Annotated in this window: 11 protein-coding genes; 6 read left to right on the forward strand and 5 right to left on the reverse strand. The window is 55.7% G+C overall.

Annotation, left to right across the window (positions count from 1 at the left end; all coding sequences use genetic code 11):
* Positions 1 to 36: 36 nt before the first annotated feature.
* From SE15_RS01740 to SE15_RS01750, 3 genes are read right to left on the reverse strand one after another with little or no spacing between them, the layout of a single operon-like run.
* Positions 37 to 1515 (reverse strand): glycerol-3-phosphate acyltransferase, encoded by a 1479-nt coding sequence (locus tag SE15_RS01740; protein WP_054520381.1) that lies wholly within the window; start codon positions 1513 to 1515, stop codon positions 37 to 39.
* Positions 1512 to 1946, reverse strand: coding sequence for a hypothetical protein (locus SE15_RS01745; RefSeq protein ID WP_054520382.1), 435 nt, complete (start codon positions 1944 to 1946; stop codon positions 1512 to 1514). Before SE15_RS01745 ends, SE15_RS01740 begins: the two co-directional genes overlap by 4 nt.
* Positions 1943 to 3472 (reverse strand): radical SAM protein, encoded by a 1530-nt coding sequence (locus SE15_RS01750; protein ID WP_054520383.1) that lies wholly within the window; start codon positions 3470 to 3472, stop codon positions 1943 to 1945. The genes SE15_RS01745 and SE15_RS01750 overlap by 4 nt, the downstream gene beginning before the upstream one ends.
* 282 nt (positions 3473 to 3754) lie before the next feature.
* On the opposite strand from SE15_RS01750, the gene SE15_RS01755 reads away from it, so the two are divergent.
* The 5 genes from SE15_RS01755 to SE15_RS01775 all read left to right on the forward strand — a co-directional run bounded on the left by SE15_RS01755 (position 3755) and on the right by SE15_RS01775 (position 9222).
* The gene (locus SE15_RS01755) at positions 3755 to 4231 is read left to right on the forward strand and encodes a Fur family transcriptional regulator (RefSeq protein ID WP_054520384.1); all 477 of its coding nucleotides are present in this window, start codon (positions 3755 to 3757) and stop codon (positions 4229 to 4231) included.
* On the forward strand, positions 4206 to 6608 hold the full coding sequence (locus tag SE15_RS01760; RefSeq protein WP_160316641.1) for a heavy metal translocating P-type ATPase: 2403 nt from the start codon (positions 4206 to 4208) through the stop codon (positions 6606 to 6608). Before SE15_RS01755 ends, SE15_RS01760 begins: the two co-directional genes overlap by 26 nt.
* 162 nt (positions 6609 to 6770) lie before the next feature.
* Positions 6771 to 7715: an ABC transporter substrate-binding protein gene (locus SE15_RS01765; protein ID WP_054520385.1), complete on the forward strand. Its 945-nt coding sequence runs from the start codon at positions 6771 to 6773 to the stop codon at positions 7713 to 7715.
* 2 nt (positions 7716 to 7717) lie between these two features.
* A complete protein-coding gene (locus SE15_RS01770) occupies positions 7718 to 8482 on the forward strand; it encodes an ABC transporter ATP-binding protein (protein WP_083461626.1) in 765 nt (254 codons plus the stop codon).
* The gene (locus tag SE15_RS01775) at positions 8479 to 9222 is read left to right on the forward strand and encodes an ABC transporter permease (protein ID WP_054520386.1); all 744 of its coding nucleotides are present in this window, start codon (positions 8479 to 8481) and stop codon (positions 9220 to 9222) included. The genes SE15_RS01770 and SE15_RS01775 overlap by 4 nt, the downstream gene beginning before the upstream one ends.
* 29 nt (positions 9223 to 9251) lie before the next feature.
* Here SE15_RS01775 and SE15_RS01780 read toward each other — a convergent pair whose 3' ends face one another.
* Together SE15_RS01780 and SE15_RS01785 are read right to left on the reverse strand one after the other, a co-directional pair.
* The gene (locus SE15_RS01780) at positions 9252 to 10169 is read right to left on the reverse strand and encodes a 1,4-dihydroxy-2-naphthoate polyprenyltransferase (protein ID WP_054520387.1); all 918 of its coding nucleotides are present in this window, start codon (positions 10167 to 10169) and stop codon (positions 9252 to 9254) included.
* Between the two features lie 73 nt (positions 10170 to 10242).
* A complete protein-coding gene (locus SE15_RS01785) occupies positions 10243 to 12183 on the reverse strand; it encodes a glycosyltransferase family 2 protein (RefSeq protein ID WP_054520388.1) in 1941 nt (646 codons plus the stop codon).
* A gap of 443 nt (positions 12184 to 12626) precedes the next feature.
* Here SE15_RS01785 and SE15_RS01790 point away from each other — a divergent pair, with 443 nt between their 5' ends.
* Positions 12627 to 15434: a helicase C-terminal domain-containing protein gene (locus SE15_RS01790; protein WP_083461627.1), complete on the forward strand. Its 2808-nt coding sequence runs from the start codon at positions 12627 to 12629 to the stop codon at positions 15432 to 15434.
* Positions 15435 to 15482 lie beyond the last annotated feature (48 nt).

A 15482-nucleotide genomic window follows, 5' to 3' on the forward strand; every position in this document is an offset into this window, starting at 1 on the left:
AGCCTTCCCGTGCTATAAAACGGGCGTTAATTTGGCTCATTCGTCGCTCAACCACCAGGCAGCGCCCAAAACACCCGGCCCGGCATGGGCACCGATGACGGGGGTCAGTTCGGTTAAGTAGTGTTCACGGGGTTGAAGCAACTCCACCAGGCGCTGATAAAGGGCTTGACCTTCTTCAGGGGCGTCGGCGTGGAAGCAAATCAGAGCGGTGATCTTCCCGCCCAGGTGTTTTTGCAGCCACTCAACCATACGCTCAACGGCTTTCCTGCGTGTCCGTTCGACGCCTTCCAGGCGGATATGGCCCTGGTGGAGCGAGAGAACAGGGTGCAGACGTAGCGCAGACCCCAGGAGTGAATTGATGGCATTGACGCGTCCGCTATGAGCAATGAAACTTAGGGTGTCCAACACCCCCACAATTCCAATACGAGGAATCAGTGCCGGAAGTGCCTCAATGATTTGCTCAGCACTGGCACCGCCTGCCGCCAGACGAGCCACCGCCAATGCCAGCAATCCCTGGGCTGGTCCGGCCAGACGCGTATCTACTACGCGGGCCTGGAGACCCTCTTCGGCTGCCATTTGAGCGGCCAGGTTGGCGCTGAAGAAGCACTGGGTCAGTTCCGCCGGGGGGGTTAGAATAAGTGCTACCTGGTCGGGTGCCACCAATCGGCGAATGGCTTGCAGGTATTCGCCTGGTGCGGGAGCGGAGGTTTTGGGCAATAATCCATCGCTGCGCAAGCGTTGATAGTACTCGCGGGTGTCAATGCCCATCCCATCCTGCACCACGCCTTGGGGCAGAATCAGGGCCATGGGGAGCAAGTGAATACCTTCGCGCTGGCACAGTTCTGGGGGCAAGGAGGCAACGCTGTCGGTTATGACCACGGTGGTCACCTTGGGTACGGCGGTCACCCGGGGGTGAAGCAGATCAAAGAGCAAGCGCCGGGCATCGCGCGTTTTCTGCCAGCGCGCCAAAACTTCGGGTAGGGAGCATACAGCGGTGGTGAACGCCAGAATGAGCGGTGCGGCGACAATCCAGGCATCGTAGCCATCCCAGTAGATGAGTAGCATCAACACCGGAAAGGCGAGCAGAGTGGCCAGGATGCCACTTCCCCCGCTCCCCAGGTAGATCATTCCGTACAAGGGTAAGGCCATGAGCATCTGCCGTGGGACCAGGGCCAGCAGAGCCCCCAAGGTTGTGGCCAGCCCCCGTCCTCCGCGGAAGCGGAAGTAAAGGGGGAAGCGGTGTCCCAGCATCGCCGCCATGCCGGCCAGCACCATGCAGGCTTCGGGGGCTGAGAGTGCGCGGGCAACCAGAATGGCGATCCCGCCTTTGGCGATATCTACAATGGCTACCAGAGCCGCTGGTTTGATGCCCAGGTGGCGGGCCACATTTGCAGTGCCGGCGTTCGCGTCTCCCAACGTGCGGATATCGCGTCCGCTCCACCAACGGCTGATCGGGATAGCAGCAGAAAGCGAGCCGATCAGATAACCAGCAAGGATTACCCACACGCAGGTCATGGCCCCTCTCCTTCTGATGCAGGTGGGATGGAACCAGGCTTTAGCCGCACTCCAATTCTACTGCGGGGGTGATACCACAGATCGCCTCCCGCATCCCTTTCTAAATTATAGCCGTTGAGGCGCAAGTGCGATTGAACCCGTGCCAGGTCAGTCACCTCAAAGGTTAATTCTATTTCTGGGAATGATGGATTAGGCTCAGAAAGACTGGCTTCTTGTAAGGTAAGGTACAGATTATCACCAAGACAAAAGGTGACTTGCTTCTCCTTAAGTGGGGGTAGCAAGGGTAGTCCCAGGGCTTCGTGAAAGAGGGCGCGTTGCAACGGCAGGTTTTCCACCCGCAGGCAGATTTGGCGCAACTGCCCACGGGTGGGGTTTGCCGAATTTCCGAGTAAGCGACGCAACCAACGGTAGCCCAGAAAACCGGGTGTCATGGGGCCGATTTCACCTCCGATGAGGCGAATTCAGGGGTCAGGTTGTCTGAAACCTCGGCAGGACCCCCTTCCACGTAGGTGCGCTGCCAGACGACATCTGCCAGGCGTTGGAAGGACTGGGCGTAGTTTATCAATCCCTCGGCGTAGGAAGGGTCCAGCAACGCAGCGCGGGCGTTTTCGTCACTGGGTTCGGGCTCGTGCTCCTTGATGAGTGTGCGTAGCACATCGTGGTGGTCACGGATCAGACACGGGGCGAGCAGGTTCTGATGCTGATAACTCGTTTGCCAGCGCCGGATTCCCGCGAAGAAAGGCTCGCGATAGACATCGTTGAGATTGCCCCCGCGGGCATAGACCTCTTTGATGTTGATGGCGGTGTAGGGCACAAACACACAAGGACTGACGTTTCCATTCCAGTCAATGTAGAAATAACCTCCCTTGCCATAACCGCCCGCCGAGATACATCCGCCTACCAGCGTTCCGTGGTTCCAGAAGTCGGCCAGAATGATCCGCTTCTGGCGAATGAGGTACCATGACTGTCGCCACATCCACAGGCGCTGTTGAGGCGTGGGCATCAGATCCAGGGTGAAGGCACGCCCGATGGGCATGTACTGGAAAATCCAACCATACAGGGCATGTCGTTCAAAGAACAGAAAGTCAATGAATTCCTCTGAGAGAATGGTCTGGACGTTATGACGCGTGGCGGTGAGGGAAACGCCAAAAGGTACACCTGCCTGATAAAGGCGATCCATGGCCGCCATCACCTTGTCAAAGACTCCAGGGCCGCGGCGCTGATCGGTCTGCTCGCGCCATCCTTCCAGGGAGATGGCTGGCGTGAGGTTGCCCAATTCGCTTAAGCGTTGGGCCACAGCCTCTGTGATCAGGGTGCCGTTGGTGTACATCAGGAAGAATGTATTGGGATGATTGGCCGCCAGATCCAGGATGGTCTTGCCCTGGGAACGATAGGCCAGGGGTTCACCACCGCTGATCACCATGAACTGAGCGCCCCATAAAGTTTCTGCCTCAGTGACCAGGCGATCTACAATGTCCCAATCCAGTTTCTGGGTATTGGCTCCGGAGTCGGCGTAGCACCCAATGCAGCGCAGGTTGCACCCTTTGAAGGGACTGATGGTGAGAAAAGAGGGTTGATCGTATCCGTATTGGGCGCGAAAGGTTTCGGCGGCTTCGCGACGACGTTTCTTTTCGATAAACAGGTCGCGCATTAGAATGGAAAACAACCCGCGCAGCCAGGGTTTGGACAGATGATATTCGGTTAGGGCGCGTTCACCCACGCGGAGCAGGGCCAGGGCAAAAGCCTCTTGATCGGCGATTAGACCGGGGAGTTCCTGGCCTGCTTTACGCTGTAATTCAGCCTGCTCGTGGATGCGATGTTCCAGAGTATGCACAATCCAGCGGCGCGTGTTCTGGCTGCGGGCCAGGAGCGGGGCCAGTTCGACCATGCGTTCCACCAACAGTGTCAAATAGCGTGGGGAATTTGCTGGCAAAGCCGGTTGGGCGTTGGTTATCATAGAGCACCTCCAAGGCTGAGTAGAATGGCAACGGTTGTGTAATCTGCTACATAAAAAGATACTCTTGATGAAGTGAGGCGTCTTGCATCGAAAGTGTTATTTGGGTGTTAAGTCGGACTGACCTTGGAAGGCTGAATTTATTAGCCAAGGAAGTTGTTGGAGAGGAGCGCGGATACCCAACGTAAAGATTCATCAGAAGGGGGCTTGACAATCTTCCCGATTTGTTTAAAATGATTACAAGGTAATAATTGATATAAAATTAGAATGATTACAGGGAAGAAGATGACCGAGAAAGCAATTTTGTTAGATTCGTTACGCAAGGCAGGCCTGCGACTCACACCACAGCGACAGGCCATTTGTGAATTGTTGGCAGAGAGTCGTGAGCATCCCACCGCAGCGATGATTTATGAAACTCTAAAGCCGCGCTTCCCATCATTGAGCCTGGCTACGGTGTATAACACACTCGAAGTGCTGGTGCGCTTAGGAGCGGTTAACGTTTTGGGTAATGCCGGGGATGGGATGGCCCATTATGACGCCGATACCGATCCTCACATTAACCTGGCCTGCGTTTCGTGTCATAAAATTGTAGATTTTCCCAGCCAGTACGTGCAGTTCCTGGATGAGGAAATCAGCGCTACCTCAGGGTACCGCGTCTTGGGAGCGCGGGTGTTGTATTACGGGTTATGCCCCGAATGTCAGCAGAAGACATCCATTGCACGGAAGGAGCCTGATTATGACCACCGCGGAAACAACGCCTGAACGATCCTTTCCCAATCTGCCTGTTTCGGGCTTACGATGCACCGATGTCTTTGCCGATACCCTGCAAGGGTATGCCGGAATTAAAGCCGTTCACTACGATTATCATGCAGAACGCCTGCGCCTGGTGTACGATCCTGAGATCATTTCCCCCGAACGGGCTCTTCTGCTTGTGAACGAAGCGGGCAAAGTGGCGGCTGGACGAAGCGCACAATGTGCAGCCCGCCGTGAAATGGGAGGCGCTGCCTGTGCAATTTGCGCGCTGCAATTGGGCCAGGCTTTGGGGCTGGATCCCTCACGGGTGACCTTTCAGGGAGACGCTCTTGAAATAGGATGGGGTGAGGTTACGCGGCCCGCTGCTGATGTCGAGGAAGTTTCGGCACCTCCTGCCGGTCTTGAATCTCCAACTTCTCCTCGATACGATGAGCAAAAGGTTCAAATTCTCTTTACCATTCTCACGGCTTTCTTCACACTGGCAGCGTTGTTGCTCGAACGCTTAGGGGCTGCACCGATGGTGAGCGCGGGGTTGTTTGCTCTGGCGTATGTTACCGGTGGATGGTTTGGGGTGCAAGCCAGTCTGGAAGCATTACGCGAGAAAACCCTCAATGTGGATTTGTTGATGATCCTGGCGGCGCTGGGAGCGGCCGTCATTGGTTCGCCCGCAGAAGGGGCGGCCTTGCTTTTCCTGTTTTCTCTTTCGAACACGCTCCAAGCCTACGCCATGGATCGTAGCCGTAAAGCCATTGAAAAATTGCTAGACCTGCGCCCCAAGGTGGCCACAGTGCGACGGGGATCGCGTCTGGTGACCGTGCCGGTGGAAAAGTTGATCCCGGGGGATATCATCGTGGTGCGTCCGGGGGAGCGTTTCCCCATTGATGGGGAGGTGATCAGCGGAACCTCGGAGGTCAATCAGGCCACAATCACTGGGGAGTCCATGCCGGTAAGCAAACAAGTGGGTGATGCGGTTTTTGCGGGCACCGTCAACGGCAATGGCAGTTTGGAAGTACGGGTGACGCGCCTGGCAAAGGACACTACCCTGGCACGCATTGTTCAAATGGTGGAGGAAGCCCAGGCCAGTAAAGCGAAAACCCAGCGTATGCTGGATACATTTGAGCAGTATTATGCCTTTTTTGTCCTGGGGATGGCGGTTTTGCTCATCCTTATCCCCTATTTTGTCTTGGGTCAGCCTTTCTATCCCACCTTTTATCGTGCGATGACGTGGCTGGTGGTGGCTTCTCCATGTGCTCTGGTCATTTCAACCCCTGCCAGCATTCTCTCGGCGATCGCAAATGGAGCGCGTAATGGCGTGCTTTTTAAGGGTGGGGTGCACCTTGAGAAAGCCGCTGCGCTCAAGGTGGTGGCTTTTGATAAGACCGGTACTTTAACCCATGGCGTGCCTCAATTAACTGGCATTTACCCCCTGGCCGATCTGGATGAGACCACCCTCCTGCAACAAGTGGCGGCTGTGGAAGCGCGTTCTGAGCATCCGATTGGGGCGGCCATTGTGCGCGCGGCTCAGGAACGTGGCCTGGTTCTGCCAAGTGCGCGGGAATTCCGGGCCTACCCGGGGCATGGGATTGAGGCGCAAGTAGATGGATACCGTTGGCTGGTTGGGAATGTGCGCCTGTTCGCCGAGCGAAATATGGCTCTCCCCGAGTCGCTCCAGGTGCGGATTCGGCAATTGGAAGATGAGGGCCAGACTGTGATGCTGGCCTACGCTGAGCCACTGGATGGTCATGAGGCGGGGCAGGGGCATTTTGTGGGCTTGCTGGCGGTGGCGGATGCTCTGCGGCCTGAAGCCGCTCTTGTAGTTAAGGCGCTCAAGCGAGTTGGGGTTGAGCGTGTGGTCATGCTAACCGGCGATAACGAGCGTGTAGCAGCGCGCATTGCTGCCCACACGGGTGTGGACGCGTACTATGCCAATCTGCTGCCCCAGGACAAGGTTCGTGTTTTGCGTGAGTTGCGTGAAACTTACGGGGCGGTTGCTATGGTAGGCGATGGAGTTAACGATGCGCCCTCTCTGGCCGCGGCCGACCTGGGGATTGCGATGGGAGGCGCCGGTACCGATGTGGCCATTGAAACAGCGGACGTAATTTTGATGTCGGATGATTTGCAAAAAATTCCTTTTGCGTTGGGTTTGGCGCGACAAGCGCGTCGGGTCGTATGGCAGAATCTAACCTTTGCCCTGGCGATGATTGTTGTGCTGGTTGTTACAACCTTTGGGGCAACTCTCCCCCTGCCATTGGGAGTATTGGGACATGAGGGGAGCACCGTCATTGTTGTGCTGAATGGACTGCGCTTGTTGGGATATCGTGGGTTTTCCGGGGTGGCGCTTCACCCCAAGGTTCCTTCGCGGTTACTTCGTCAATTTTCTTCCTGATCCACAACCAGTTTCTCCCGGGGTAATCAATCGCCTGCCGAATTGATGAATGGCAGGCGATTGATTCTGCCATGGGGGTTATAATCTTGCCATTCTTCCTTGTTCACCTGCGTTATACTTACACCATACTCAACCCAGTTTCGTTTTTTGGAGATGCGACTGATGAAAAAACATCTCGCTTTTTGGTGGCTTGCTTTGATTCTCGTTACTGGTTGTACACTGGCAACCCCCGCCGAGAAAATAACCATTCGGGTGGCGCTGCTTCCCATTCTGGATGGTTTGCCTATTGTGGTGGCTCAGCAGGAGGGCTTGTTTAAGAAGTACAATGTGCAGGTGGAGTTGATCCCGGTGGGCTCAGCCCCAGAGCGCGATCAGTTAATTGCCGCCGGCCAGGCAGATGCAATGATTAATGAATTGACTTCCGTCATGTTTCTCAATAAGGAGACTCCTCAGGTGCAGGCGGTGCGTTTTGCGAGAACGGCTACGACGGATCAGGCGCTTTTTCGGATTTTGGCTGCTAAAGGAGCGGGCATTCAGGGGGTCAGTGATTTGAAAGGTATCGCCGTCGGTGTTTCTCAGGCTACGGTGATTGAATACCTGACCCAACGTCTATTGGAGCAACAGGGCTTCCAGGCGGGGGAGATCCAGATGGTCTCAGTTCCCAAGATCCCTGACCGCATGGCCCTGTTGGCAAGTGGGGAACTCAAAGCCGCCATGCTTCCGGAGCCATTTTCCACCCTGGCGGAACAACAGGGCGCCATTCCGATTCTGGATGACACTGTAGCACCGGAATATTCTTTCAGCCTCATCTCTTTTCGTAAAGCCGTGATTGATCAGCACCCCCAGGTGGTCAAGGGCTTTCTGGCGGCGGTAGAAGAGGCTACCCAGCGAATTAATGCCGACCCCCAAAAATACAGCACACTGATGGTGGATCAGAAAATGGTTCCCGCGCCACTGGCGGAGAGTTTTCGTGTACCCACTTACCCCTTGAAGGGTGTGCCTACTGCCGACCAGTTTGCCGATGCTCTGGCGTGGGCCCAATCTAAAGGGTACTTAAAAGTGGACCTGGTTTATAGTGATTGCGTAAACCCCAATCTGCTGCCCTGAGGATGATGATTGAGGTTGAGGGGATCACCTTTGCTTATACGCCCGGCAAGCCCATTTTTGAGGATTTTACCTGGACCGCCGGGCGCAACGAAGCCTGGGTTATCTTGGGGCCCTCGGGCTGTGGCAAAAGCACCTTGCTCTCGCTTCTGGCGGGGTTGGTGCGCCCCCAGCGCGGGGTGATTCGGGTTGACGGCCAGCTTCTGACGCGCCCCCGCCCGCAGACGGGATTGATCATTCAGGATTATGGACTGCTACCCTGGGCCACAGTGCGCGAGAACGTGCGTCTGGGCTTGCGCATCCGCAATTTCTATGGTGCAGATGGCATCCATGCTCCGCGTGACTATCAGCCCACGTTGGAGGTCGAGCCCTGGCTTGAGCGTTTGGGCTTGTTATCAGTAGCCGAGCACTTCCCAGGGCAAATCTCCGGCGGCCAGCGTCAACGCACAGCCATTGCCCGCACGCTGGTTTTGAACCCGGATATTTTGCTCATGGATGAGCCGTTTGCTTCGTTAGATGCGCCTACCCGCGATAGCCTGCAACGTCTGGTGCTGGATTTGTGGGTGGAACGGGGGCTGACCCTGATTATCGTCACACATGTCATTGAAGAGGCGGCCCTGCTGGGGCAAAAGATCCTGCTCTTGGGGCATCCACCTAATCAGACGGCCCATGTCATTGAAAATCCTGATTTTTTGCACCCTGAGTACCGGGATTCACCGGCCTACCGGGACTTGTGCCGTGAGTTGCGTTCGCGCCTGGAGGCGTTATGAGTCGCCGAAACCTGCTTCTGGCCGGATTGGCGTTATTACTCTTCTGGCAGGGCATTGCTATGATAATCCGGCAGCCCATTCTGCCCCCGCCCTCAAGAGTGGGAGTGGTATTGTGGGAGGAGATCACGCGGGGGGCGCTGGGGGTGCATTTTCTGGCCAGCCTGTGGCGGGTGGTGGCGAGCACGCTGTTGGCCATTTTAACCGCCGCACCGGCTGGTTTGGTGCTGGGTCAATCCAAGCGCTTAAACGCCCTTTTCTCTCCGCTGATTTACCTGCTCTACCCCATTCCCAAGGTGGTTTTTGTGCCGGTTGTGTTGCTGTTTCTCGGCATCGGCGACCTTTCGAAAATCACCGTGATCTTCTTGATCCTCTTTTTCCAGATTCTGGTCCTGGTACGGGATCAGGCCATGGGGCTTCGCCCTGAATTGGTGCTCAGTGTGCGCAGTTTAGGGGCCGGACGTCTGGCATTATTTCGTTTTGTGTATCTCCCGGCGAGTTTGCCGGCTGTTCTCACCGCTCTGCGTCAGTCCATCGGGACGGCTGTGGCAGTGCTTTATGTGGCTGAGCTCTTTGCAACGCAGAAGGGGCTGGGATATTACATCTACCTCAATGGGAGCGCGTTGTTTAACTACCCCGCCATGTACGCAGGTGTTGTGGCGATGAGCCTGCTGGGACTTGGGCTGTATTTTCTGGTGGATGGGTTGGAAAAGCGGTGGTGCCGTTGGCAGATAGTTTCTTGAGGCAATGTCGAGTTGGACCGGAACGAGGCTCACCCGAACAGCCACTTTTCGATCACGATCCCAAGTGAGAACAACAGGCTGAAGGCCAGCGCCAGTTGGGCGCTGCCTGCTAAGCAGCGATTCAACGCACGGCCTTGGAGGTGCCAGATCTCCTGGGTTAATCGAATGGCCAGAGGCAAGGAGAGCATAGATAAAAGCCCTCCTTTAGGTAACCAGCCAAGGAGAACCGTCCCCAGAGTGATCAAGTAGGTCAGGACTGCAAGGACCAGGTACTCGCGCCGCGCCCAGGCTTCGCCAAAGCGGGCAGCCAGAGTGTACTTGCCGGAAGCACGGTCGGTGGGAATATCTCGCAAATTGTTGACTACCAGGATGTTGACGATCAGCAGACCAATGGGGATGGCAGTGACCACCGCTGAGAGGCTGATCTGCCGGGCCTGAACGTAATATGTGCCAACCACTGCCGCCAGGCCAAAGAACAGGAACACGGCTACCTCGCCCCATCCGCGGTAGCCATAGGGGCGCGGTCCCCCGGTGTAGGCGAGCGCTGCGAGGATGGAAGCCAGGCCGATTAGCGCTACCGGCCAGCCGGCAATGGTTAACAGGTAGAATCCCAGCAAGCCGGCCAGGCCGAAGACAACCCCCGCGCCAGTAAGCACCTGGCGCGGGGTCAACAATCCGGCCTGAGTGACCCGCAAAGGCCCCAAGCGCTCAGGGGTATCGGCTCCCTTTTGATAGTCAAAGTAATCATTGGCTAGGTTAGCGCCAATTTGCAGCAGAAGGGCGCCCAGCAGAGCCGCCAGCGCAGCATCTAAACGGAACACCCTTTCGGCCCAGGCCAGCGCAGTTGCCATGATAACTGGCGAAGCGGCGGCTGGAAGCGTCCTTGGACGTGCGGCCAGCACCCAGGCCTGCCAGGTGGAAACTTGTGGGGGGTGATTGCCTTCCATCGTAAATCGGGCTGAATTATAACCCGATCGTTTCTCCCGTTGCCAGTGTTGTGCTGGATATAGAAGGCCAGCTTCATGGAGCTTCTTTTGAGGAGGCGGCCATGTTTTGCAAGGGTACGCCGGAAACCGCCTGCGGGGCTGATTGGAGAAGCATGTTGGCGAAAATTTCTCCCGGGCGGTATACAAACAAGTATTCTAAAAGTCGGTCGCGCTCGGCCAATTCTAACTCATCAAAGGCAGCCCCTCCCTCCAGCCAGCCTTTTGCGTCGGCGCGCCGGAACACAATGGACTTGAGGGGCACCCGAATGCAAGGATGATAAGGGGTGCTGAAAGTCAACCAACTGCCTGTGAGTCTGGTGTTCGCTTGCAGAGAGATGGGTGCCCGTAAACCCGCTCCACTGAGGGAGAGATTTTCAATTTGGACCGGGAAGGTCTGTTCACCTGTTGCCAAGTAACCGCTGAGATTCACCGGGAAGCGGTAATGACGGCGCTCATGGCGGCGGCTGAGTACTTCCCGCACACCCATGTAGATCACACTGGCGTTATACAGCCCCCAGAACAAAACAATCCAGAAGGCTTCGCGGCTTAAACCGGCCGCTCCCCATACCAGGAGGCGAAAACTACCGAACAACAGCGCCCCGATCATTGCACCCAGCAGAGCAAAATGCAGACGCAAAGCACTACGTTCTTTCTCGTAAACCGAGCGATCCACAGACTTGGGGGTGACCCGGAATTTGAGAGGCTTGTTGATCGCCAGCACCAGCAGGGATTGGATGAAGACCACCATGCGCAGGAAAGCGTAGATCTCGCTTTTGAAGTAGCGAAAGTACCCACGCCCTCCAAACTGGTTGGCCAGGATATTCAAGATAAAGTAGGGGGTCCAGAAGAACAGGAAGCGTGGCAGCTCAACCCGCATGGGTAATACATTCAGCAGAAGTATCGCTACCGGCATCATCAGAAAGATGAATTTCTGCACCGACTCTATGTAGGCCAGAAAACTCGCCAAGTAAGAAAGCCGCTGAGAGAGAGTCAGCCCCCGAATCCAGAGCGGGCTTTCCTTACTGCGATAGAGTTGCATGGTTCCCTGGGCCCAACGCAGACGCTGCAATAAATATGCGGTGATGGTCTGGGGGGCAATGCCAAAAGCCAGGGATTCATTGACAAAGAGCGATTTCCACCCCCGGCTATGCAAACGCACCGAGGTGTGGATGTCCTCAGTGATCGTTTCGGTGGCGACACCTCCCACTTCTTCCAGGGCTTTACGTCGTATCACGGAGGGACTTCCACACCAGAAAGCGCTGTTGCTGTAATTTTTACCCGGCTGAATAACGTGGAAGAAAAGAGATTGCTCGTGCCAGGTGGGTTTGCTCTGGTCGTGTTGCACAGAATCCAGGTTGTAAAATTCTTGGGGTAATTGAACGAAAGCCAGCCGCTCATCTTCGAAATAGCCCAGCGTGCGCTCCAGGAAATTGGGCTGGGGAACCATGTCGGCATCCAGGACCACAATAAACTCTCCGTTGGTCTGCTTCAGTGCGTGGTTGAGGTTACCGGCCTTGGCATGACGGTTATTCGGGCGGGTGATATAGCCTACCCCAAAACGCTCGGCCAGTTTGCGTACTTCTTCGCGTCGCCCATCGTCCAGCAAGTAGGTGCGGTGCGGGTAGGTCATTAAGCGGCAGCCGGTCAGCGTGGCTTCCAGAATCTCAATGTCTTCGTTATAGGTCGGGATGAAAACATCTACATTCAGCCCGGGGCGCGGTGGTCGGTAGGGTACGGGTGGATCAATGCGGCGGGTCATCCACGAGAAAAGGAGGTAATTGACCACGCTGAAGGCTTCGGCTCCCCACAGCAGCCAGGAGAGGACGGGCACCTGTGGGTTAATGGTCTCAAGCGCGCGCCAGATCAGATAGAACACCATGTAGGCGCTGACCAGCGAGGGGATCCACACATGCCAGTCAATCCGTTGTGCAAAGCGTCTTAGGTGCGTAAGCCATTCACTAGAAAAGCCCAACATAACTTGATACTTATCTCCCGCTGAATTTAACTGTAAATGTAATAGTTGAGGCTCATAATAAAAAAGGAGTTAGAGAGTTATAAATATAATATAAAATTTTCGAATTACGGTCAAAATACGGTATTGAACTGGTTGTTGATTAGTGTGCCCTTTGAGTCGTTGGTTGGGCTATATTTTTCAATTGAGGGGCAAACCCGGTAGAATCCCTTGGTCATACATGCGCTGAAACAATGGGCCGTTCACGGATGGTGGGTCAGGGTGGATTGAGGTGACACCTTGGTGGGTTTTGCGCTTTCGTTAGAATGTAATGTTGTAAAAGGGTGCGCCGGCTTTTTTAGTAACGAGCCATCCCACGCCCCGGACATATGTGGGACCTGGTAGTCTGTGGACGGCGCACCTATTCTCTCGCCCTGATCAAGGAGCCCAAGATGGTATAATCATCAATGATGACCTCGCTTGTTGCTCTTGATCTGGAGACTACCGGAACTGATCCAACGCGCGACGCAATCATAGAGATTGGCGTCGTGCGTTTTAATGGTCCTCGGGTGGAGGAAACGTGGAGCACGTTGGTCAATCCGGGGCGTCCCATTCCGCCTGCGATTACCCAGTTGACCGGGATTAACGATTTAATGGTGCGCGATGCGCCTCCCATTCATGCGGTCTTGCCGCGCCTGGAAAGTTTTGTGGGGGACTCTGTGGTCGTCGGCCACAACATTGGCTTTGATCTCGGCTTCCTGCGTCGTCAGCGGGCACTGACCCTGGTAGAAGCCGTGGATACCTACGAACTGGCGGCAATCCTGATGCCCTCGGCCAGCCGTTATAACCTGGGATCGTTGGGACAATTGTTGGGTATTCCTTTGCCCAATTCCCATCGCGCCTTAGATGACGCTCGTCTGACGCATGCGGTTTATCACCGGCTTTACGAGAAAGCCCTGAGTCTGCCTATTGAAATTGTTCAGGAACTGGTGGGCTTGAGCGAGTCTTTGGATTGGATGGGGTATTGGTTTTTCAGCGAGGTCCTCCGTCAGCGGGCTCGGGAAGGCATCCAGGCTCGTCAAGTCCCCCGCCCATCACGCGGGTGGTTTCAGACCGCGGACTCGGAATGGATGGCCCGCCCGTTGGAGCTACGCACTCCTGCGCCCGTGGCACTGGATATTGACGAGGCGGCGGCGTTGTTGGAACCCGGTGGCGTCTTCTCGCAGTACATGAGCGGCTTTGAATATCGTTCTGAGCAAGTGGCGATGCTTCGCGCCGTGGCACAGGCCCTTTCAGAGGGTTACCACCTGTTGGTTGAGGCAGGCACCGGCACAGGGAAGTCTTTTGCCTACCTAATCCCCGCGGCCTTGTGGGCATGGAAGAATGGTCGTCGTGTGGTAATCTCGACGAACACGATTACCCTGCAGGAACAGTTGATCAAAAAAGACATTCCCGATCTGCTGGCGGCGCTGGGTTTGGAGATTCGCGCTACGGTAATGAAAGGGCGAGGTAATTATTTGTGCCCACGCCGTCTGGAGGCTCTGCGTCAACGTGGACCTCAGAGTGTGGAAGAGTTGCGCATTTTGGGCAAGATTTTAGTCTGGCTGTGGGAAGGGGGGAGCGGTGACCGCAACGAGATCACTTTGCACGGACCAGTGGAACGTGAGGTGTGGCAGCGGCTTTCCGCAGAAGACGAGGAGTGCAAAGCGGAAACCTGTCTCAAACGAACCGGAGGTGCTTGTCCTTTTTATCGTTCTCGTCAGGCTGCTCTGGCTTCGCATTTAGTGGTGGTCAATCATGCTCTGCTCCTGGCCGATGTCGTTGCTGGGAATCGGGTGATTCCCGATTACGAGGCTTTGATTGTGGATGAGGCGCATCACCTGGAAGAAGCTACCACCAATGCCCTCAGTTATCGGGTTACACGCGAGGACCTGGCGCGTATGCTGCGGGAATTGGGAGGGACATCCAGCGGAATTTTGGGGCATTTGCTGGTGCAGTTGCGCGGCATATTGCGCCCTTCCGATTTTGCGGCAGTGAATCGAGAAATGCAAGTGCTCACCGACCTGGCGTTTCAGGTTGAGCAGGGGTTGGTACAGTTTTTCAATGCCCTGGAAATGTTCCTAGAATATGAACGGGAAGGGCAGCCGGTGGGGATGTACGGACAGCAGGTGCGTTTGTTGCCGGCCAATCGCCATCAACCTGCCTGGGAGGCGGTCGAACTGGCCTGGGGAGCCGTGCATGAACGACTGGTCGCCTTGCTGGCGCGGAGCGAGCAACTTACCCGGGCACTGGGTGAGGTGTTGGGGTTAACCCCCGAAGAACTGGAAGATGCGCTGGGAACACTCAATGGCGTATTGCGGCGTTTAAATGAGGCTGATCATTACCTCACCACCCTGGTTAGTCAGCCCGACCCCGCCTACGTCTATTGGGTAGAGACTACGGGGAGCAATATTAGCCGTGTAGCCCTACAGATTGCCCCAATTCATATTGGGACGTTGATGGAGAAATATTTGTGGAATGAGAAGCGCAGTGTGGTGCTCACCTCTGCAACGCTGACCACGCAGGGTAATTTTGACTATCTGCGCAGTCGTTTGAATGCCTACACCGCGGATGAACTGGCGCTCGATTCGCCCTTTGATTACCAGAACTCGACTTTACTCTATGTGGTTAATGATATTCCCGAACCCAACGGGGGTGGGGATTATCAGCGCAAGGTGGAGCAAACCCTGGTGCGATTGGCCAAGGCCACGGGTGGGCGTATGCTGGTGCTTTTCACATCCTACGCTCAGTTGCGCCGCACCTCCGAAGCCATCACCGCGCGCCTGCTAGAAGCCGATATTCAGGTTTATGAGCAGGGAGAGGGTGCTTCGTCCAACCTGCTCTTAGAATCGTTCCGCGAGAGCGAGCGTGCGGTTTTACTGGGCACACGAGCCTTTTGGGAAGGAGTGGACATCCCCGGGGAAGCGCTCTCGGTATTGGTGATCGTGCGCCTGCCTTTTGATGTTCCTTCCGACCCTATCGTGGCGGCGCGGGCAGAAACGTTTGATGATCCCTTTAACGAGTATCAACTGCCCGAGGCTATCCTGCGCTTTCGGCAGGGATTTGGCCGGCTAATCCGGACCCAAACGGATCGCGGGGCGGTAGTCATTTTGGATCGGCGCGTTATCACGAAAGGGTATGGAAAGGCATTCCTGGATTCCTTGCCGCAATGCACCATGCGGATAGCGTCCATGCAGGAACTGCCGGCGGCAGTAGTGCGCTGGTTGAATTTGTAAAAATGAAGGGGGCTTGAGCACAAGATGTGCTTTTGCCTTTTTCGAAGT

Origin of the sequence: Thermanaerothrix daxensis (assembly GCF_001306145.1) — a bacterium.
GTDB classification, from domain to species: domain Bacteria; phylum Chloroflexota; class Anaerolineae; order Anaerolineales; family Anaerolineaceae; genus Thermanaerothrix; species Thermanaerothrix daxensis.

What these genes read in the sequence shown, in the direction of transcription:
- SE15_RS01765 (WP_054520385.1), top strand. Translation starts at nt 6,771, where the DNA reads ATGAAAAAACATCTCGCTTTTTGGTGGCTTGCTTTGATTCTCGTTACT.
- SE15_RS01785 (WP_054520388.1), bottom strand. Translation starts at nt 12,183, where the DNA reads ATGTTGGGCTTTTCTAGTGAATGGCTTACGCACCTAAGACGCTTTGCA.
- SE15_RS01745 (WP_054520382.1), bottom strand. Translation starts at nt 1,946, where the DNA reads ATGACACCCGGTTTTCTGGGCTACCGTTGGTTGCGTCGCTTACTCGGA.
- SE15_RS01770 (WP_083461626.1), top strand. Translation starts at nt 7,718, where the DNA reads ATGATGATTGAGGTTGAGGGGATCACCTTTGCTTATACGCCCGGCAAG.
- SE15_RS01740 (WP_054520381.1), bottom strand. Translation starts at nt 1,515, where the DNA reads ATGACCTGCGTGTGGGTAATCCTTGCTGGTTATCTGATCGGCTCGCTT.
- SE15_RS01760 (WP_160316641.1), top strand. Translation starts at nt 4,206, where the DNA reads ATGACCACCGCGGAAACAACGCCTGAACGATCCTTTCCCAATCTGCCT.
- SE15_RS01790 (WP_083461627.1), top strand. Translation starts at nt 12,627, where the DNA reads ATGATGACCTCGCTTGTTGCTCTTGATCTGGAGACTACCGGAACTGAT.
- SE15_RS01780 (WP_054520387.1), bottom strand. Translation starts at nt 10,169, where the DNA reads ATGGAAGGCAATCACCCCCCACAAGTTTCCACCTGGCAGGCCTGGGTG.
- SE15_RS01775 (WP_054520386.1), top strand. Translation starts at nt 8,479, where the DNA reads ATGAGTCGCCGAAACCTGCTTCTGGCCGGATTGGCGTTATTACTCTTC.
- SE15_RS01755 (WP_054520384.1), top strand. Translation starts at nt 3,755, where the DNA reads ATGACCGAGAAAGCAATTTTGTTAGATTCGTTACGCAAGGCAGGCCTG.
- SE15_RS01750 (WP_054520383.1), bottom strand. Translation starts at nt 3,472, where the DNA reads ATGATAACCAACGCCCAACCGGCTTTGCCAGCAAATTCCCCACGCTAT.